Raw genomic sequence first — 19,688 nt, 5'->3', positions numbered from 1 at the left:
CGAAATGAGAAGACTACACTTTTTTTGTAAACTCAGTATATAAAGATGCCGGGACTTCATTTTCTAATTCCATGATGACAGTAATTGGCTTATCTCCTTCGAAGGAAATAGAATTCCCTTTCCCAATGTAAATATACGGTTCAGTTTTTCCATCGATCTCTCTATATTTTCGAATAAATAAGTGGAGATTTACGCCGCGCTGCTTATTAAAGATTATATTCTTGCCTCTTTCAGACTGCTGGGTAGTACTATTCACCGACTGCCATTGGAACTCATAAGGGCTAATGAATTTATCCTTGTAGTTAATACTTTCCTTTACATCCTCTTCTTTGTGTAAGTCAATGAAAAGGAAATACTCGTTCCCATTTGCAAGTAAACCGGAGCCCCTGAAAGAACTATGGATTTTCCGATAATTCGATAGTAAAGCAGCGTCTACCATTTGATATTGTTCATAAAGTTTAAAGTGAGGGACTCCGTAATATACACCTTTGAATTCTTTCTCGTAACGGAAAATTCCATAGGTGATGATATCTTCAATATAATTCTTGAATTCTTCATTTTCTAATACCTCTTTAAAAAGAGGTGTTTTAACTAATTTGCCATTGCTATAGTGCACTAACCTTGGTTTATTTTTAATCTGTACACTATCATAGTAATTTTGATTTAAGCACTCAAATGCATGCAAAATACTATCATCATCCACGTAATTGATCATCTTTAGAATTTGATACTTAGCTGTCTCCAGATCAATTTCTTCGTGCTCTGACAAATACCGAATGATGACAAACTCATATATCCTCTTTAGTGGAAGTTTACTTGATAACTCCTTCAATACACCCTCAAGCGATTCGTTCAGTAACAGACTTTTTAAATGCTCGTCCTTCTCTACTTTCGCAACAAAGGATAGATATGTTTTCTCACGATCAATAAATTTCACAGGATCGGGTGCTCCATCGTATTTCAGATAATCCAACAGCAAATAAGGAATTCGCCCTTGATTAAGCTTCTTAAATTCGAAATACTCTTCCTTCAAATACTTCATTGAATTAAAGTTTTCTTTATCAATCTGAGCCAGAATCCTTTCCTCAGAGATCTTATCCATTTGGATATGAGTACACCCAGGTATATTGGCAAATCCAGTTGCAACTGCTACTTTCAAACTTTCTTTATCATAATAACGACTCCCATTTAACGCCAACGCAATCAGAAATGTTTTATTGTGGTTTCCGATAAAATCAAGAACTGTCAGGAATTCCTTATTACCATGCCTTCGTAATCCCCTACCAAGCTGTTGAATAAAGACAATGGGAGAGTTTGTTGGTCTTAACATTAATACAGTATTAACAGAAGGAATATCGACACCCTCATTAAAGATATCCACGGTAAAAATAAATTCTAACTCATCATTGTCAGTCTCTAATCGATTAATATATCTCTCACGGGTTTCAGGTGAATCAGCACCATACAGACACACACTTTTATAGCCCCGTTTATTAAATTCACTAGCCATATACTGAGCATGTTCTATGCTGACACAGAATCCTAGGCCTTTTCTTTTGTCACCATCATGACCATAGAAATCCATCTTTTCGATGATAAAATCAACCCGTTCATTGACCTTCAACCTCTTGGTAATTTCGGGGATATCATCAATATCCACATCACTTAAATCGATGCCTTCGATATCGGTGATGCCAAAATAGTGAAAAGGTATCACCAACTCATCCTCTAATGCTTCGTGCAGCCGCACCTCTAAAGCTACATTATTATCAAACAAATCAAAAACATTGTAACCATCACTACGTTCAGGAGTTGCTGTCATCCCTAAAGTAAACTTTGCTTCAAAATAGCTTAAGACAGTTTGATAAGTTGGACTGGTGGCATGATGGGCCTCATCAATGATTAAATAATCGAATTCATCTTTTCCAAATTCCTCATAGCATTTTGAAATGGTTTGGATCGTTGCAAACACATAATCAACATGTTTCTGTTTGTGATTACCTGTAAGTAATCCAAAGGTGATACCCTCATTAGGAAGAAGCATCTCAAAAGTATCTTTTGCTTTTTTTAATATTTCTTCTCTATGTACGATGAACAGGAGTTTTCTTGGTTTAAAACGCTTTACATCAAATGCGGACATATAGGTTTTACCTGTTCCAGTTGCTGCTATGACCAAGGCCTTTTTCTCTCCGAAGCTTCTAAGTCTCTCCAAATTCTCTGTAGCACGCTTTTGCATTCGATTTGGAACAATATATTGTTTGTTTTCATAAATCAATTGGTGAGTTCTTTGTGTTTGCTTAAAGCTCGCCAAAAATTCTTCATATCGCTTAATAAAATCCTGATCAGCATCCTCACTCATATTCCAGAGATTATCATATTCCTTCAAAACATCTTGAATAAACCGACCATTTTCTTTCGTAATAATCTCGACATTCCATTCAATATTACTTTTTAGTGCACTTTGTGTAATATTAGATGAGCCAATAATGACCTTATAACTATCACGGTACTCAAATATGTATGCCTTGGTATGGAAACCAATCTCTTTATCAGTAACAAACACCTTCAACTCAACGTTATTAAACTCTTTGAGTTTTTCTAAAGCCTTAGCATCTGTGAAGTTTAGATAGGTCGAAGTGATAATCTTCCCTTTGATTCCTTTTTTCTCTGCTTCCATTAACGGATCCAGCAGCAGCTGCAGCCCACTAAAATTAATGAACGCGACACTAAAATAAAACCGCTCGCACTCGTTCATCGATTTCACTAATTCTCTTAATAAATTGCCTTTATCTGAATTAACAATAAGTTTCTTTTCAGTCGCTTCCATTTCAATTTCCCCTGATTTTTCTGATATTGTTATTTATTGGATATACCAAAATTGTACAATATAATTGGGGAAATAAAAAGATCATCTATTTTTTATTGGGAATCCCTGTGGTGCTGCTGTATTCATCAATCTTCACCTACCGTTAGGTCAAATTCAAATCCACATGAAATATCTCTTCCGGCAGGAACAATTTTGATGATCTCCTTTGCTTTGGTGAGCAATTCTGACTTTCATAAAAGGAATCAATTTCTTCTACGGTATATAAGGAATCATTTAACCATGGATTTTCCTCAATACATGGATTAAAAGATTCTTGTTGTTGTTTTTTATTTTCTTTTTTATTTTTATTTTCTTCTTCTTCTTGTCCCCGTATCGTATCACGAGGCGTCAACGTATCGTCATGTTCTCCGCAGTCAGTCACTTGATATGTATTCTTTTCATTTTGATCGTTATGTTCCTTACTGAACCCCCTCTCTTCTTGATTACAAAATGATTCAAATAGGCTGCGAATTTCCTGATTTTGAATGGATTCCGAAACATAGCGAATAAGTGAAAGATCCTCCACATCCTTTAACTCAGAAAAAATACAGTCCATCACCGGTTTCCCGCCTTTCACCAGGTTATCCTTCCACCAGTTTTTCATTGCCAGTTCTCTCGTATCAGGATTGTACCGTATCAACTTGTGGTGCTCGATGAATCGCTCCATTAACGAATGGATACTCTCAATCGAATAGCCCAAATCAAAAGCCATTTGTTTTTTCGTAATTTTATAGATGCCAGTTTGAGTCATATTTTGATTCGTAAGAAGATAAAGATAAAAATATTTGTCCTCAGGGGTCATCTCTTCTACAACAATCGGATTCTTCCAAAAATCTGTAGGAACCATTCTAAACCTTGCCATCTCTAACCACTACCTTTCGTATTTCATAATTGATAAAGAAATAAATATAGGTAAGTGCCATATGTGAATATCCCCACCCTCAGCACTTCTACGATATCGAGTTTGGCAAGATCAAGCGAACTTCCTTTTTTCACTTTTGAAGGCATTTTTAGCGTGAAACATCAAAAAAAGCCTTCAAAAAATGATTTTTGAAGGCTTTTTTTGCAATTTCGTTAAAATTTCACCCATTTTTTTGTAAAGTTGATATTTTTTCTATGTGCTTGAAACTCATTTGGAATCCAGCATTTGATTGAAATTTTTTGTAATAACTCGACTCGGTGTAGTACCATTTGCTGATTTTATTGAATCTTCTAGGATTTTTTCCCCATTTACTATATTTACCAAAATTGGAATAATAGTAGAGTATCACTTTTTCAAAGGGGGAGTTTCATGTTTCGTCGAAAATCGATTATCTCAGTTCTCGCAGCAAGCATGCTTCTATCATCAGGAGTGGTGTATGCCCAGGCAAATGGTGCCCAAAATGCACAATCAGACACAGCATTTGACAACAAGGTTATCAAAAAAATCAGTTCAGAGAATATGTACAATACGATAAAGTATCTTTCGGCAGTACCAAGGGAAGCGGGTACCGAGGGAGAGGTTCGCGGGGTTGAGTACATAGAAAGCCAGTTTAAGAGCTTAGGACTCGAAACTAAAAGAATACCTTTCCCAATCTATGATTATAAGACAAACCATGAAGCAGCGAAAATTAACGATACGGAAATTGCTGCACATGCCTTTAGCGGCAGCTATAGTGGTACTATCACTGCAGAGCTTTTTGATGCAGGTAAAGCTTTACCAGGAACAGTTAGTGATGAGGTAAAGGGAAAAATTGCCTTAGTAGAACGTGGTGAAAATACCTTCGTGGATAAGATTCAGAATGTTTTGGATAAAGGCGCAGTTGGGGTTCTTATGTACAATAGCACCGGAACCAGTAATGTCTTTGGACAAGCTGCTGAGGGACAAAATATCCCAGCTGTCGGAATTACAAGAGCACAAGGCTTAGATTTAGTAAAAAAATTAAACAATGGTGAAAAAGTTAGTGCAACCCTAGACGTCGATATCCAAAAAATCGAAAAAACATCCTATGTAGTTGAAGCTAAATTAAAGCCTAAAAAGAACAAAGATACCGGTCAAATTGTCACAATAGGTTCACACCATGACTCCGTTCCGAATGGACCAGGTGCAAATGACGATGCTTCCGGGGTATCCGCCGTACTCGAGCTGGCAAGAATTTTTGTGAATACACCGATTGATACAGAAGTCCGCTTCCTTACCTTCGGTTCGGAAGAAAGAGGGATGGTGGGCTCATCATTCTACGTTTCGCAGCTTCCACAAAGTGATATAGACCGCATGGTTGCCCACTTCCAAATGGATATGATTGGCGGAGCAAAAGCAGGAGAAGATCATCCATTAGGCGGCCTGATCATGTATACAATTGATGGTAAGAAGAATCTTGTTACCGACTTAGGAGCGTCATCCACATCGAGATTGTATGATGTTGCAATACCGTATGGACAGTTAGGAAGAAGTGACCATCAGCCATTCCATGACGTTGGCATTCCTTCTGCTTTATTTATTCATTCACCTGTTGAACCTCAGTATCACAAGCCAACAGATACGATTGAGCATATCAGCAAGGAAAAGCTGCAACAAGCTGCATCCATCGTTGGAGCATCAGCCTATCAAATTGTTCGCCCGGATACACCAGCTCTTGATCGAGCACATGTGGCTCCTGCAACAGTAGACTACGATTTTGAAAACAGACCAGTAGATTAATAAAAAAATAGAAAAAACGCTTGAATCAAAAGATTCAAGCGTTTTTTTCTATGGGCATAAAACAGCTTCCAGATTTTCATCCAGATTTCTTAATTGAAATTTTTTACATAGAGGCGTATTCTATTAAAGTTCGTTTTTTATAGAAAAATAGATGTTAGGCTCAATAATCTAAGGTCTATGAGCCAGCAGTTAGTTCTATTAAACTGAGGGAGAAGAGATCTAATGAAATTAAAATGGTTTTTAATGATGGCAGGCTTAATTATAATTTGGAGTGTTTCTTGGCCAATTTATAAAGTTGCATTAGTCTATACACCTCCTTTGCTTTTTGCCGGGATGAGGTGTTTGTTTGGCGGCGTACTCCTAGGTGCTGTCATTTGGAAAACACGTGACCGGATCCATTGGCGAAAGAATTGGAAAATATATGTCGTCACCGGCACTTTAAATATTGCTTTGTTCTATGGGCTGCAAACCGTGGGGCTTAAATTAGTCCCATCAGGTTTATTCTCAGTCATTGTCTATTTTCAACCTATTTTAGTAGGTCTGCTTGCATGGCTATGGTTAGGCGAATCGATGACCCTCCCTAAGGTATTGGGACTTATTCTAGGGTTCCTTGGAGTCATTTCTGTAAGCGCAGAAGGATTTTCCGGCCATGTTTCCATTTTAGGTATTATACTCGGCATATTATCCGCGCTTTCCTGGGCATTAGGTACAGTGTACACCAAAAAAAATTCTCACTCGGTTGATTCTCTTTGGATGGTGGCATTCCAGTGTTTAATTGGGGGATGTGTTCTGATGATAGCCGGACTTTCGTCTGAGAATTGGTCCAGTATTGTTTGGAATGATACATTTATATGGGGGCTTTCCTTTGGTACGATTCTAGGGATTGCGTTATCATGGATTCTCTACGTTATACTTGTGAAAACAGGAGATGCCAGTGTTGTCGCAACATTTACATTCTTGGTTCCCATGCTCGCAGTTATCATCGGTACTGTATTATTAAATGAACCCTTTACGAAACTTTTATTCCTAGGAATTGTCCTGATCGTGGCCAGTATCTATCTTGTAAATAAGAAGCAAAAGCAGGCGTCGGAACAGATTGTCATTCAAGGGAAAATGGGAGTTTAATGCTTATAAAGAAGATACATTCACTTTTTAGTCAATAATAAAAGGATAGTGGAGCAGAATAAATGCTCTATCTATCCTTTTTTTGTACATTTCATGTAACAATCTTCCAGACATGACAAACCACCCAAGGTCAAATCAGATATTCCTTCAAATCCTATATTGTTGCACATCATCTTTATTAAAAAAAATCTCATGTTCCTTCGTTTTCATGTTACCACCTCGAATAGGACCGCTACTCCAATTCCTCCACCACTTCCAATGGCAGCCAATACATATTTCATACCCTTTCGTCTCTGAACTTCATAGAAAAGCCTCGTGATTATGATACTTCCTGAAGCTCCATAAGGATGTCCTAGCGTTAAAGCTCCACCGCAAACGTTCAACTTGTCATAAGAAATGGAAAGTTCTTTTATACAGGCGACAATCTTGGAAGAGAAAGCTTCGTTTATTTCAATTAGGTTTATGTCCGCAATGGTTAATTCGTTTCTTTTTAATAAATCTTGAATCGCTGGAATAGGGGCAGCCCCTGGGTAATTAGGATGTACACCTGTGACTTCACTATCCAAAAATCGTAATATGGGTTGGAATCCATTATTTATTGCCATGTTTTCTTCCATGACAAGTACAGCCGATGCCCCGTCATGTATCCCACAACTGTTGGCTGCGGTAACGGTACCGAACTTTTTAAATATAGGCTTCGCCCTATTTAAAAGTACTTCCATCTTTCTTTTCCTAAAAAGTTCTTCATCTTGGTGAAAATCACCAATTTGAATAATCTCTTGATTAAAATATCCTTTATCATAAGCTTCCCAGCTACGTTTATAACTTAATAGAGCATATTCATCCTGCATTTCCTTTGAAATGGAGTATTTTTCTGCCACATATTCTGCTGCAACGCCCATATCTGGGTCGCCAATTTTTTCCGGAGAAAATCTCGCTCTAGATGGAAACGGAGAGGTACTCGTACTTTCCACACCACCAGCAATGTAACAACAGCCAGCACCGCCTTGGACAAAGTAACATGCCATCCGAATTGCTTCCAACCCTGCACTACATTGACGGTCAATGGTGATTCCCGTTAATGAAAGAGGAAGTCCTCCTTCTAACGCAGCAACTCGAGCTACGTTTCCACCTGGTCCAACTACATTTCCCAAAATGATGTCATCTATCCTATCTTCCAATCCTTTCGCTAAATGCTGGAGGAGAGGAGCCGCAAGCTTATGTGGCTGAACGTCTCGTAACATTCCACCCATTTTTCCAATTGGTGTTCGTTTCGCTTTGACAATTACTGCCCTTTTAATCACTGCTCACCTTACTTTCCATTTGTTTTATAAGCTCAGCACGAGCTATCTTACCACTCGTTGTATAAGGCATTTCAGATTGAAAAAACCATTTACGAGGAATTTTAAAGGAAGATAAATGCATCTTACAAACTTTTTTTAAATCTGATGGGCTAGCCTTTCCTTTTACTACTGCAGCCACAATTTGACCCCAGTATGAATCTGATAGGCCTATTACAGCAACTTCCTCGACATCTTGATGCAAGGCAATTACTTTTTCAATTTCTTCAGGAAAAATATTAATTCCCCCATATAAAATCATATTTTGTTCACGGCCGATAATATATAAAAAGCCATCCTCGTCAAAATAGCCCATATCATGGACCGTGGCCCACCCCTCTTCATCATGAATGGAATGAATGGTACTTCCCTCATAATCAAAGTACCCATTTATCACAAATTTGCTTCTCACATATATTTTTCCGGTCTCATTTAGCTTTGCTAATTTCTGATCTGGACGCCGTATTTGTACCTCAACTCCATAACAAGGCTTTCCGACAGATGTTGCTTTCTGAATACCTTCTCTATCAGAAAGTACCGTAATGAAGCTCAATTCACTAGCTCCATAAAACTCGTACATGGTCATACTAGGAAACATATGACGGATTTCAAGTTTTGATCTTTCAGACCATTTTGCACCAGAAGAAAGAATTTTTATAGTCTTATCGATTTGGATTCCTTTTTTCAGGAATGCTTCTACCATAGTCGGAACTACATAAATGGTTGTAATGGGTAAGGACTGTATCCATGTAAGTGCTTCAATAGGAGAAAACTTTTCTAAAAGAAATACCGTTCCACCTAAATACAAGGTGCTAATAGCTCCATACAGAAAATGAGAATGAATTAGGGCACCAGGAATAAGAACTTGATCGGATTCATCTAATCCGAAATCAAAACGATTGCAAGCAAAGCTAGCCACCCATGAATCTTGAGAGCGAACAAAAGCTTTTGGGTTACCTGTTGTACCAGAAGTAAATCCAATGTAAAAAGGCAGACTTTCTTCTGTTTTTCTTACAGTTGCAGGATCAAATTGAGGGATTTCCTGTAAACAATCATCCAAAATCGTTACATTAGGAATGATTTGCTTGATTTGAGAGTAAATTTCTCTAGTTGTGACAACGATAGAAGGGCGGGAAAGGATGACCCTTTTTTCTAATTCGGATATATTCCATTTCAAATCATATGGAACAGCAATCCAGCCAGCCTTAGATGCTCCTGCAAAGAGTTGTAGGAAAGGGATACCGTTTGGCAAAAGGATTCCTATTGTTTTATTTTCTGAATGAAGTGAGTGAAGCCAGTTCGCTGTTTGATTAATCAATTTATACCAATATTGATAATTAATTTGCTGATGATTTGTATGGATCGCTATTCGGTTGGGGGATAATTTTGCGAAAGTCTTATATGAATCTGTAATATTTCCCATGATATATCTCCTTTAAAAAAGAGACACATCAAGGTGTCTCTTAAGATTTAGATATTTTTAGTTAAGTTATTAGAATAACTTGTTGCTAATGAGCGTGAAAAAAACGGGTGCTTTCTTAGTCTGTAAACTAAAATAGAAGCTAAAATAGCTTTTAACACATCCCCTGGTATATAAATTAAACTTAATTTAACAGCTTCTAAAACAGGAATTTCCATCATAAATGCTTGCGCAGGAATTCCAATTAAATAGATTAATAGAATTCCAACTGTCAAATTAACCATTAAAACATGTTGTAATTTTAAATTTTGAAAACGTGATAGTAAATACCCAATACAAAAAGCCGTAATTGGCCATGAAATTAAATAACCAACACTTGGTCCGACAAATACACTTAGTCCACCTCGTCCTCCAGATAGAAGAGGCATTCCAGCAGCAACAAGTAATAAAAAGATGGTTTGGCTCATCGCCCCTAATCTTGCTCCCAATACTCCTCCTGTAAGAAGCACACCTAAAGTTTGTAATGTAATAGGAACAGGAGTAAAAGAAAGCATAATAGGCGGAACTACGCCTAGAGCGCCCATGACGGCAGCAAACACTGCAACAGAGGTCATTTCTTTAATTTTCATTTTTAATTCTCCCAAATGATGAATTTGTAATATTTACAACCATCATAATAATGAATCTCACATTAAATGTCAACTAGATTTTTAATGAAGTTAACAATCGAATTTCATTATTCAAATTATCAGTATTATCAAGACCTTTCGAATGTACAGCTTCCTTATTTACGACATCCCCATGCAATAATGCCTCTTCCAAAACCCCCACACCTTTTCAAAAAAAATCCCAAACCATACTTTTATTAGTATAAATTTTTTAACAGTCTACCTCTACTGAATTTTCTCTATCTATTTTTAATCCAAATTGGCTTTTTGAAAAAATTTCTATCAGTTTTTTTAATTCACGTTTCTATTTTCTTCAACTATAATAACCATAGTGGCAGCTCAGCCATTTTAGTTAAAAATACATACCAGATGGGGGTGGAAGCCTGTGGCATTATTGATGATCATATTGCCTCCTTTTTTCATTTTTTTCACCGGGTATCTTGGTCAAAAATTAATTGGCTTTGATATCAAATCGATTTCAATGGCCGCCCTATATCTCATGTCTCCTTTTTTGGCATTCCGAACTTTTTACACGAATGAATTAACAATGGAATACTTTTATATCTTTTTATTTTGTGTTCTTCTTTGTTTTCTGCTAGTTTTAGTCGTGGCAGTGAGCAGTTATTTCTCTCATGCTTCCAAGCAGCAAATGTCCGCGATGATGCTCGGAGGAGCCTTTATGAACGCTGGTAATTATGGTGCCCCTGTTGTTCTCTTTGCTTTCGGTTCGGCTGGCTTTGATTACGCGGTCGTTATGATGGTTTTTCAATCCTTTCTTATGAATACTGTTGGTCTCTTTTTTGCATCGCTTGGCGGTGAAGAGGGAGCTTCTATAGGCGATTCCTTTAAACGTGTGATTCGGATGCCGGTTCTTCACGGAGCAATAGTGGGTGTTAGTCTACAACTGTTTTCTATAAACCTACCAGAAACTTTTATGGAAGCATTTAATATGATAGCCAATGCTTCCATTCCGACTGTTATGCTTGTCCTCGGAATGCAATTGGCAGTAATCGCAAGAAAACGAGTCGCCTATCAATTTGTATCCGCCATTACACTTATACGAATGTTTATTTCTCCAGCATTAGCGGTCTTGATAGTATCGTTTATGCCGATTGATACTCTACTAAAAAATGTCCTAATATTACTAGCAGCAATGCCGGCTGCAGCAAATACAACCATGTTTGCCGTCCAATTTGGCACAGAACCCGACCTCGTTTCATTTACAACCTTGGTCACTACGATTTTAAGCATTGTGACTATTCCACTCGTGCTTCTATATTTAGGTGTATAAGTACTCACTTAAAGATAAAAAGCTTGTAGGTAATCCAATCTCCCTACAAGCTCTATTCTTTCTATATTCCCATTTATTGCATCGGATTTTTAAAATTATTAACCAAAATCTGTACTTCATCATTTTCGTGAATGATTCCAGGACTTTCTACTGCACAAACAATCCCCCGTCGCTTATAACCTGCTTTTACAAAACGGATGGTTAACTTCTCATGATCATCATAATGCTTTTGGATTTCATCACCAGGTAAGGTACAAGGCTGGTTTTCACCCATACATATTAATCCAGCTCCACTTGTGAAAAGGATACGTGATCCCATGGGGAGTTTTGTCAATTCCGGATATCCCGTTATCAAGAGATTTGCCCCTAACCACTCTGGCAGAACAGCTTCAACACCTAATTCTTCTGCGATCCTGTCTAATTCTTCTACTGACACAATCGTTATTTGGCGGCGGTTTAGAATCTCTGTTCCTCTTGGATACATCGGCTGCCTCGAATCCGCCTTACTGGTAATACCAAAGTGGCGGTCACCACGAATCCCGCCAAACTCAAGATTTGTTTCTGGTATTCTTCTAGTTACGAATGTCTTTGGATCATCTGCAATTAGTACTGCATTTATGTTTGCCCATACTTTTTCCATAAGAAAGCTCCTTTTATTCTTACAAATAATACCTCACAACACCGGTCGAATTGGAAATACCTGTGCACTTAATTACAAACTAATTGAAAGGTGTAGTTAAATTCATTTTATCAATCAATTAAATCCAATACAAAGCAAGTGGTTACGTGGAAAAAGGTGCCTGACCCCCAATGAATTAATACTTTAACGCATTGGGGGTCAGGCACCAAAGACAAAACTGTAATTTTTACATATTCCTTTTGTATTTAGGCTTATACCGGAAATTCACAAAATGAATGCTTATTCCTACTAGCAGCATCCCGATAATCAGTGGATATGTTACCTTTTCTCCTAAGAAAAGCACTCCGAGAATAACAGCCACAATCGGGACGAGAAACGTATAGGAACCCACTTTGCTTGCCTTACCGGCATTAACAAGACTGTAGTAAAGAATGTATGCCAATGGTATGCCAATTGTCGCACCAAAGCCGAGGCCAGATATGTAAAATCCATTCCATTCGATGGCAGACCAACTTTCGAACACTGATCCGATACTTAGGAGGAAAATACCGCCGATGATACATTGAAGCGCCACCATCCAAAACGAATCAACGTCTCTGCTTACTTTCTTAACGTAGATTACTCCGAACGCCCAACTTATTGCAGTTAGTAACCCGAGTATTACTCCGATTGGTGAGATATGGACTGTCAGACCATCCACACTAACGACCGCTATTCCAACAAATCCTAGAAGCAGACCAAGTATTTGGACTGGCGATAAATATTCACCAAGTAACAGCCAAGCGAAAAGGCCCAGTAAAATCGGCTGAAAATAGACAAGAACGGAAAACAATCCACCCGGTAAATAGAGCAATCCTGCTGTCTGAAGCCCGAAAAAAAGGATGGTGTTAAAGAAAGCCGCTATAAAGTACTTCTGCCAGTTCTTCCGCCAATTTATCGCCTTCCGCGTCTTCCAAATAATGGCTGTCAGCAGGATTCCTCCTAAAAATGCACGCAGTCCCGCATAAAGCAATGGCGGTGAATAGGGTACTGCTAATTTATTGATTGGCCAGCTTGCTCCCCAGATCAAAATGAGGACGAGAAGCGCAGCAGTTGATTTTGTAAACACCATCTACATCCCCTTTTCAACGACAAAAAGCATGTCGCAATTGTAACTGCAAAGTTCGAAGAGACGATGCACTAATGCATCGCCTCATTTTAGTAAGATAATTTACACACCCTACTATTAGAATTCCATTTCTATTTTACTATAAAATTATGATGACAAATACGTCTTATAAAACACTCAATTCTTCATCTTTTATATCACTGATGAACATACATCCTGGTGCATGAGTAATCATGATCGAGGGCTTACTTTCCATCGCAACCGCTTGAGGAGTTACACCACAAGCCCAAAATACTGGAATCTCCCCTTGTTTAAATGAGACAGCATCTCCAAAATCAGGTTTTGAAATATCCATGATGCCAATTTGGCTAGGATCCCCGATATGAATTGGCGCACCGTGTACGGCTGGAAAACGTGAGGTAATTTGAACGGCACGGATTGCATCTTCTGGTGTCATCGGCCGCATACTGACGACTGTCGGCCCCTCAAACATGCCTGCTTTTTGGCACTTAATATTCGTTTTGTACATCGGAACGTTACAGTTTTCTTCGATATGTCTGATTGGAATACCGCCCTCTAGGAGTGGTGTTTCAAATGTAAAGCTGCAGCCTAACAAGAAGCCAACCATATCGTCTTCCCAGTACTCAGTAATATCTGCGACTTCATCTGTAAAAACACCGTCTCTGTAAATACGATATTTCGGGATGTCTTTACGGATATCTGCACTTTTGGCAATCATTGCAGGAACATAGGAGCCAGGCTCCGTCACGTCCAATAAAGGACATGGCTTCGGATTCCGCTGACAAAAAAGCAAAAAGTCAAAGGCATGCTCCTTTTTTAAGATAACCAAGTTGGCTTGGGTATTCCCTTTTGACATTCCTGCCGTCGGTCCAGTAATCTCTTGTTTCCGAATCAACTCTCTTATTTCTTGCGGCTCCAACGTTTCATATTTCCCCATAAAGCTACCTCCCAAATTGGCTACTTATAGAATTACTTAAAAACCAATGGCAATTGCTCGATCAATGTCACTATACTTAAATAGCCCATAATCACTACCACAAAGCCGCCCGTAATCGTCAACCAAAGCGGATGTTTATACTCACCAACAATACTTTTCTTATATGCAGCAACTAATAATGTACCTAAACCTATTGGCAAAATAAGTGCGTTTAATGCTCCAACAATAAGCAAGATTGTTACTGGTTTTCCAACAACGGCAAACGTGGCAGTTGAAATAACGATAAATGCAATAATGACCCAATTTTGGTTTTTCTCAATAGCAGGATGAAATGTACGGATAAATGAAACCGACGTATACGCCGCTCCAACAACAGACGTTACCGCCGCAGCCCACATGATTACACCAAACATCCGATATCCGACGTCACCTGCAGCCAGTTGGAACACTGAAGCTGGCGGATTCGCTGGATCAATCGCGAGTCCTTTTGTTACAACCCCTAGAACAGCCAAGAATAATGCCACACGCATAATACCAGTAACGAGAATCCCTGTTACAGAACTTTTCGTCACGGCTGGCAATGCTTCAACGCCTTTGATACCTGCGTCTAATAGACGGTGTCCGCCTGCAAACGTAATATATCCTCCTACTGTACCTCCAACAAGTGTAACGATTGCGAACATGCTAATCTTTTCTGGCATAACCGTATTCACAATCGCCTCTCCAACCGGCGGTGATGTTGTGAATGCTACGTACAGCATGAGGAGGATCATAACAAACCCTGCAGCTTGCGCGACCTTGTCCATCGCTTTACCTGCTTCTTTCACAACAAAAATAAAAATCGCTAACAGTGCACTAATTACAGCACCTGTAACTGGATCCCAGCCAAGCATGGCATTCAGACCCAATCCAGCACCGGCAACGTTTCCGATATTAAATGCCAAACCCCCAATGACGATAAGGATGGCCAAAACCACTCCGAGTCCAGGAAACACTTTATTGGCAATTTCTTGTCCACGCAGCCCGGAAACGGCAATAATTCTCCAAATGTTCATTTGTGAAAAGATATCTAATAATAATGAAATTAAAATAACAAATGCAAAGCTTGCAGCCAATTGCTGTGTAAATACAGTCGTTTGTGTCAAAAATCCAGGTCCAATGGATGATGTCGCCATTAAAAAGGCGGCACCGAGTAAGACGCTTCTACTTACCTTCTTTTTCCCTGTCGCTTTGGCATTTTCCTGTATAACATCAAATTTAGGATTTTCCATATTAAACCTCCAAGTTAGAGATTGTAGTTACAGTAATATTCTTCTTTTCTAACGTTTCATTTATATATTTTGCAAAGGCTAAGGCGTGTGCACCATCTCCATGAATACAAATGGTATCTGCACGAAGCGAAACTTCTGTTTTTTGCTGGGAAACTACTTTTCCTTCGGTCACCATTTTCACAATTTGCGTAACCGATTGTTCTTGATCTGTAATCATCGCATCCTCTTGTGAGCGGGAAGTCAGAGACCCGTCCGCTTGATACGTGCGATCTGCAAACACCTCATGTGCCGTGCGTAAACCGATCTTTTCGCCGGCCTTTGTTAATTCACTGCCCGCAAGGCCGAATAATATCAATGACGGGGATACATCATAAACTGCTTGTGCAATGGCTTCGGCAAGTTTCCGATCCTTTGCCGCCATATTGTACAAAGCACCATGGGGTTTGACATGCTGCATTTTTTCATTGAACGTCATTAAAAATCCTTGCAATGCTCCAATTTGGTAGACAACCATGTCATATCCTTCTTGAGGTGTAATTGCCATCTCTCTTCGCCCGAAGCCATTTAAATCTGGCAGACCAGGATGGGCTCCGATTTTGACTCCATTAGAAATCGCCATCTTAACGGTTTCTCTCATCACACTTGGATCTCCGCTATGGAACCCGCAAGCAATATTGGCAGATGTAACGTATTTCAATATTTCTTCCTGTTCCCCAAGCTTGTACCGGCCAAAACTCTCCCCTAAATCACAATTCAAATCGACTTGAAACATATTTCTCCCCTCCATTGATCACTCGTCTACTCATGCAATAAGCGCTCTCATTTGTTCCATATTTCGGAACTTAGGTTTTGAAACTTAAACCCATTCTAGCATAATTATTTTCAATTGAATATATTGTTTGCAAAATTATATGAAAATTATAAATATCATAATATTCTATATTTCAAGACTTGTATTTTAATTTAAATGTAAACTATAATGTTTGTAATATCCGTTTGACAGAACTTAGTTACCGAAATTCGAAACCTAGAGGAGCTGTTTAGAATGGCCCATCAGAAAAATAAAGCAAACATAAGGCCTTTAGGGGATTCTGCACTAGTCATTCAATTAGGCGATGGAATCAGCCCCGCCACCCATGAGAGAGTGAAAAATCTTTCCAACCTATTAGAAAAAGAGCCGTTTACAGGATTGATTGAATCTGTGCCGTCTTATAATAGCTTGACCATTTATTACAATCCTGTTGCCGTCTATTATTCCAGCTCAGATAACGAACTATCAAATCCTTATAAAAAAGTCAGCGCTTTCATTTTAGCGTTGCTTGATAAATTAGGAACAAGCGAAATATCCGAACAAAGGCTGATAACAATCCCCGTCCTGTACGGAGGAGAGTTTGGTCCAGATTTGGAATATGTAGCAAATTATCACGGCCTTTCTGTTGAAGAAGTAATTCAAATTCATTCTTCAAATGATTACTTAGTCTATATGATTGGCTTTGCACCAGGGTTTCCGTTTATGGGCGGAATGGACGAAAGAATTGCCACACCACGAAAGGATTCACCCCGACTTGCCATCACTCCGGGATCTGTTGGAATTGCTGGTAAACAAACAGGAATCTACCCGCTGGAAACACCGGGTGGATGGCAAATTATCGGCCGTACTCCGCTTGATTTGTTTCTTCCAGAACTTTCACCGCCAACCTTATTACAGTCTGGAGATAGAATCCGCTATGTACCGATAACACTTGAAGAGTATGCTGCCTATAAGGAGATGAAACAATGAGCATTAAAGTGCTTCATCCAGGATTATTGACTACGATTCAAGATTTAGGGAGATTCGGCTCACAAAAATTCGGGGTCATCGTCAGTGGAGCAATGGATCCCATTTCTCTTAGAGTTGCAAATTTACTTGTCGGAAATGACGAAGGCGAAGGAGCACTTGAAATAACACTTTTTGGGACCACTCTCCAATTTGAAACTGATGAATTAGTTGCCATTACGGGAGGAGACCTGCAGCCCACGATTGATGGAAAAAAAGCACCCATGTGGCGGCCGGTCCTGATTCGGAAAGGATCTATTTTACAATTTAAATCCGCCATGAATGGGTGCAGGGCCTACGTGGCATTCGCCGGCGGAATAGTGGTTCCTGAAGTTATGGGAAGTAAAAGCACTTATCTTCGTGCAGCGATCGGAGGGTTTCACGGCAGAGCATTACAAAAAGGCGATGTATTGGAATGTGGAGACTTCAATCCACTCAGCCGGGCATTCGTTCATCAACTAGAAAGAATGCCTACTCATTTTAATTGGTCTGTCAACTATACAGAATTTTTGACGTTCAATAAAACACAAACGATTAGGGTTTTACAAGGGGCTGAGTTCGAACGTTTCGATTCGGCCAGTCAACAAGCGTTTTTTTCAAAGCACTATAGATTAACAACTCAAGCTGATCGGATGGGCTATCGGTTAGAAGGCGAATCACTCTGCTTATCAGAGAAATTTGAGTTGTTATCAGAAGGGGTCACGTACGGTACCATTCAAGTCCCTTCAAACGGACAACCCATTATTTTAATGGTTGATCGACAAACAACTGGAGGATATCCAAAAATCGGTCAAGTCATTTCCACTGATCTACCTTGTTTAGCACAGATGCAGCCAAACGCACACATTCAATTCAAGGAAGTGTCACTTGAACAAGCAGAAGTAGAATTAATCAAGCAAGAGCAGTTGCTCCGTAAAATATCGATGGGCATTCATTTTAAAGCATTTTATGAATGAAGGATATAAGCGGATGAAAATCGACAACTGATTGCTGATACGGCACTGCCACATCCCCCTCTAGAAGTTGCCGGTACTACCGTAAATTTCTATGCACGTCCAACCAACAAAAGTAAAATAAGCGGAGATTTTCCGGTTAAATGTAGAATGTAGCTCGTTTCGGAGTAAATAAGGGAAGATTTTCCGCTTATGCAAAGAAAAATCTCCCCATTTCATGTTTTTCGAGTAAATAGGCGGAATCTCTCCGTCTATTTAAGCTTTTTTTAATAATAATTACGATTTAAGCGGAATTTTTCCGTCTATTTATCAACTCGGGTGCTTAAGCTGGTCCCCCAACCGATAAGTGCGAACCATTGATGCAGAGACCACCCCGTTCTTTTTATTCCGTATAGCCTAAACGCGTTGAAATTTCCTTTGCAACGCTTTTTACTTTTTTCGCATATTTCTCAATGTTCTCACCCTGATAATTTGCTTCGATACCTGCGATACTTATACCCGCAACAACTTCTCCTTTGTGATTAAAAATCGGAGCGGCAATGGCAGATGTATGGTTTTCCAATTCAGAATGGCTAATTGTAAATCCATCTATTCTCGCCTGTTTTATCGCTTCATAAATTTTATCCTTGTCAGTAATTGTACCAATTGCAAATGATTTTGGCTCAATGGATTCGAGGTATGACTGCACTTCCGAATCAGGTAAAAAGGACAAGATCGCACGTGGACAGGCACCAGCATAAAGCGGGCTTTTCCTTCCTATCGCAGTATACAGACGAACCTTTTGTTTGGTGTCAATCTTCTCAATATAGATTGCTTCATTACCATCTCTAACAATCAAGTTAATTGCTTCCTTTACATCATTATGCAATTCATTCATAAACGGATAAGCAATCTTACGTAAATCAATCCTGCCCAAAACCAAATGACCAAATTTGAGAAACAAGAGTCCAAGTCGGTATTTCGAATCACTTCCTTTTTCCAAGAACTCCATTTCCTCTAACGACCTGAGCATTCGATAGACTGAAGTTTTCGGAATCCCCGATAGATTAATAATTTCCTGAAAGGATAATTCGGTATGCTCTATAAATAAATTTAATACATCCATCGAACGGACAACCGTTTTGTTTTTGTTGTTCATAATCGTAGCCTCCTTCCCATTCACCATTTCGGATCGTAGTTACTCCTGCGATGATCTTTCTAGTATTCCATAAGCTTTTCTACCATTCCACTTTAATATACTCCTTACGTATTCTATACAAAAATTATTCTACATGAAAATTCAGGTTTGCACAGGTTATTGGAAAAAGATGATTATATTTAGTAAATTCAAATGAAGATTCTCGCCTAAAAGTGCCATCCAAAAAAAGCACTGACTAAAGGTGTAAAAAATATCCCTTTTTTTTCCATATCGAATTTTCTTATAAGTGAGTTAATTTCATAATTGTTTTTTTGAATTATTAGGCTGACCGAATTATCAAATGCAATTTTTTATAAAATTAGGCAGCCAATTTCATTTCTCTCATTTGCTTGTTGATTCGATCTACAGCCAGTT

The 19,688-nt window shown here is 38.9% G+C and carries 16 protein-coding genes; 5 read left to right on the top strand and 11 right to left on the bottom strand.

Features of this window, described 5'->3' with window-relative positions:
- Positions 1–13: 13 nt before the first annotated feature.
- Both M3610_RS16835 and M3610_RS16830 read right to left on the bottom strand, forming a co-directional pair.
- Positions 14–2,827: a DEAD/DEAH box helicase gene (locus M3610_RS16835; RefSeq protein ID WP_251460814.1), complete on the bottom strand. Its 2,814-nt coding sequence runs from the start codon at positions 2,825–2,827 to the stop codon at positions 14–16.
- A 142-nt stretch (positions 2,828–2,969) separates the two neighbouring features.
- A complete protein-coding gene (locus M3610_RS16830; RefSeq protein WP_251460812.1) occupies positions 2,970–3,728 on the bottom strand; it encodes a DNA replication protein DnaD in 759 nt (252 codons plus the stop codon).
- A gap of 429 nt (positions 3,729–4,157) precedes the next feature.
- Here M3610_RS16830 and M3610_RS16825 point away from each other — a divergent pair, with 429 nt between their 5' ends.
- Together M3610_RS16825 and M3610_RS16820 are read left to right on the top strand one after the other, a co-directional pair.
- On the top strand, positions 4,158–5,546 hold the full coding sequence (locus tag M3610_RS16825; protein WP_251460810.1) for a M28 family peptidase: 1,389 nt from the start codon (positions 4,158–4,160) through the stop codon (positions 5,544–5,546).
- A 222-nt stretch (positions 5,547–5,768) separates the two neighbouring features.
- The gene (locus M3610_RS16820) at positions 5,769–6,671 is read left to right on the top strand and encodes a DMT family transporter (protein WP_251460808.1); all 903 of its coding nucleotides are present in this window, start codon (positions 5,769–5,771) and stop codon (positions 6,669–6,671) included.
- A gap of 206 nt (positions 6,672–6,877) precedes the next feature.
- On the opposite strand, the gene M3610_RS16815 is transcribed toward M3610_RS16820, so the two are convergent.
- The 3 genes from M3610_RS16815 to M3610_RS16805 are packed head-to-tail and all read right to left on the bottom strand — an operon-like array spanning position 6,878 to position 10,060.
- Entirely contained in the window at positions 6,878–7,972 is a 1,095-nt protein-coding gene (locus M3610_RS16815; RefSeq protein WP_251461018.1) for an acetyl-CoA C-acyltransferase, read from the bottom strand.
- Positions 7,968–9,434 (bottom strand): AMP-binding protein, encoded by a 1,467-nt coding sequence (locus M3610_RS16810; protein WP_251460806.1) that lies wholly within the window; start codon positions 9,432–9,434, stop codon positions 7,968–7,970. The genes M3610_RS16815 and M3610_RS16810 overlap by 5 nt, the downstream gene beginning before the upstream one ends.
- 47 nt (positions 9,435–9,481) lie before the next feature.
- Complete coding sequence (locus tag M3610_RS16805) at positions 9,482–10,060, bottom strand: biotin transporter BioY (protein ID WP_251460805.1); 579 nt, start codon at positions 10,058–10,060, stop codon at positions 9,482–9,484.
- Between the two features lie 424 nt (positions 10,061–10,484).
- Here M3610_RS16805 and M3610_RS16800 point away from each other — a divergent pair, with 424 nt between their 5' ends.
- Positions 10,485–11,390, top strand: coding sequence for an AEC family transporter (locus M3610_RS16800; RefSeq protein WP_251460803.1), 906 nt, complete (start codon positions 10,485–10,487; stop codon positions 11,388–11,390).
- Between the two features lie 73 nt (positions 11,391–11,463).
- Here the strand turns inward: M3610_RS16800 and M3610_RS16795 are convergent, their stop codons facing one another.
- The 5 genes from M3610_RS16795 to M3610_RS16775 form a co-directional block, all read right to left on the bottom strand.
- Complete coding sequence (locus M3610_RS16795; RefSeq protein ID WP_251460801.1) at positions 11,464–12,030, bottom strand: MOSC domain-containing protein; 567 nt, start codon at positions 12,028–12,030, stop codon at positions 11,464–11,466.
- Positions 12,031–12,256: 226 nt separating this feature from the next.
- Positions 12,257–13,141, bottom strand: coding sequence for a DMT family transporter (locus M3610_RS16790; RefSeq protein ID WP_251460800.1), 885 nt, complete (start codon positions 13,139–13,141; stop codon positions 12,257–12,259).
- Between the two features lie 163 nt (positions 13,142–13,304).
- Entirely contained in the window at positions 13,305–14,096 is a 792-nt protein-coding gene (locus M3610_RS16785; protein ID WP_251460798.1) for a putative hydro-lyase, read from the bottom strand.
- A 32-nt stretch (positions 14,097–14,128) separates the two neighbouring features.
- The gene (locus M3610_RS16780; RefSeq protein ID WP_285851299.1) at positions 14,129–15,367 is read right to left on the bottom strand and encodes an NRAMP family divalent metal transporter; all 1,239 of its coding nucleotides are present in this window, start codon (positions 15,365–15,367) and stop codon (positions 14,129–14,131) included.
- A gap of 1 nt (position 15,368) precedes the next feature.
- Positions 15,369–16,139, bottom strand: coding sequence for a LamB/YcsF family protein (locus M3610_RS16775; protein WP_251460796.1), 771 nt, complete (start codon positions 16,137–16,139; stop codon positions 15,369–15,371).
- A gap of 273 nt (positions 16,140–16,412) precedes the next feature.
- Here M3610_RS16775 and pxpB point away from each other — a divergent pair, with 273 nt between their 5' ends.
- Together pxpB and M3610_RS16765 are read left to right on the top strand one after the other, a co-directional pair.
- Positions 16,413–17,147 (top strand): 5-oxoprolinase subunit PxpB, encoded by a 735-nt coding sequence (gene pxpB, locus M3610_RS16770; protein WP_251460795.1) that lies wholly within the window; start codon positions 16,413–16,415, stop codon positions 17,145–17,147.
- Positions 17,144–18,139, top strand: coding sequence for a 5-oxoprolinase subunit C family protein (locus M3610_RS16765; protein WP_251460793.1), 996 nt, complete (start codon positions 17,144–17,146; stop codon positions 18,137–18,139). The genes pxpB and M3610_RS16765 overlap by 4 nt, the downstream gene beginning before the upstream one ends.
- A 379-nt stretch (positions 18,140–18,518) precedes the next feature.
- Here the strand turns inward: M3610_RS16765 and M3610_RS16760 are convergent, their stop codons facing one another.
- Positions 18,519–19,274 carry an IclR family transcriptional regulator gene (locus tag M3610_RS16760; protein ID WP_098575995.1) on the bottom strand — a complete coding sequence of 252 codons (756 nt, stop codon included), beginning with the start codon at positions 19,272–19,274 and terminating at the stop codon, positions 18,519–18,521.
- Positions 19,275–19,688 lie beyond the last annotated feature (414 nt).

The organism is Neobacillus sp. MER 74, from assembly GCF_023714155.1.
The sequence above is the reverse complement of the archived record's forward strand: the minus strand, read 5'-3'. Positions and strand labels throughout refer to the sequence as shown.

What these genes read in the sequence shown, in the direction of transcription:
- M3610_RS16835 (WP_251460814.1), bottom strand. Translation starts at nt 2,827, where the DNA reads ATGGAAGCGACTGAAAAGAAACTTATTGTTAATTCAGATAAAGGCAAT.
- M3610_RS16830 (WP_251460812.1), bottom strand. Translation starts at nt 3,728, where the DNA reads ATGGCAAGGTTTAGAATGGTTCCTACAGATTTTTGGAAGAATCCGATT.
- M3610_RS16825 (WP_251460810.1), top strand. Translation starts at nt 4,158, where the DNA reads ATGTTTCGTCGAAAATCGATTATCTCAGTTCTCGCAGCAAGCATGCTT.
- M3610_RS16820 (WP_251460808.1), top strand. Translation starts at nt 5,769, where the DNA reads ATGAAATTAAAATGGTTTTTAATGATGGCAGGCTTAATTATAATTTGG.
- M3610_RS16810 (WP_251460806.1), bottom strand. Translation starts at nt 9,434, where the DNA reads ATGGGAAATATTACAGATTCATATAAGACTTTCGCAAAATTATCCCCC.
- M3610_RS16805 (WP_251460805.1), bottom strand. Translation starts at nt 10,060, where the DNA reads ATGAAAATTAAAGAAATGACCTCTGTTGCAGTGTTTGCTGCCGTCATG.
- M3610_RS16795 (WP_251460801.1), bottom strand. Translation starts at nt 12,030, where the DNA reads ATGGAAAAAGTATGGGCAAACATAAATGCAGTACTAATTGCAGATGAT.
- M3610_RS16790 (WP_251460800.1), bottom strand. Translation starts at nt 13,141, where the DNA reads ATGGTGTTTACAAAATCAACTGCTGCGCTTCTCGTCCTCATTTTGATC.
- M3610_RS16785 (WP_251460798.1), bottom strand. Translation starts at nt 14,096, where the DNA reads ATGGGGAAATATGAAACGTTGGAGCCGCAAGAAATAAGAGAGTTGATT.
- M3610_RS16780 (WP_285851299.1), bottom strand. Translation starts at nt 15,367, where the DNA reads ATGGAAAATCCTAAATTTGATGTTATACAGGAAAATGCCAAAGCGACA.
- M3610_RS16775 (WP_251460796.1), bottom strand. Translation starts at nt 16,139, where the DNA reads ATGTTTCAAGTCGATTTGAATTGTGATTTAGGGGAGAGTTTTGGCCGG.
- pxpB (WP_251460795.1), top strand. Translation starts at nt 16,413, where the DNA reads ATGGCCCATCAGAAAAATAAAGCAAACATAAGGCCTTTAGGGGATTCT.
- M3610_RS16765 (WP_251460793.1), top strand. Translation starts at nt 17,144, where the DNA reads ATGAGCATTAAAGTGCTTCATCCAGGATTATTGACTACGATTCAAGAT.
- M3610_RS16760 (WP_098575995.1), bottom strand. Translation starts at nt 19,274, where the DNA reads ATGAACAACAAAAACAAAACGGTTGTCCGTTCGATGGATGTATTAAAT.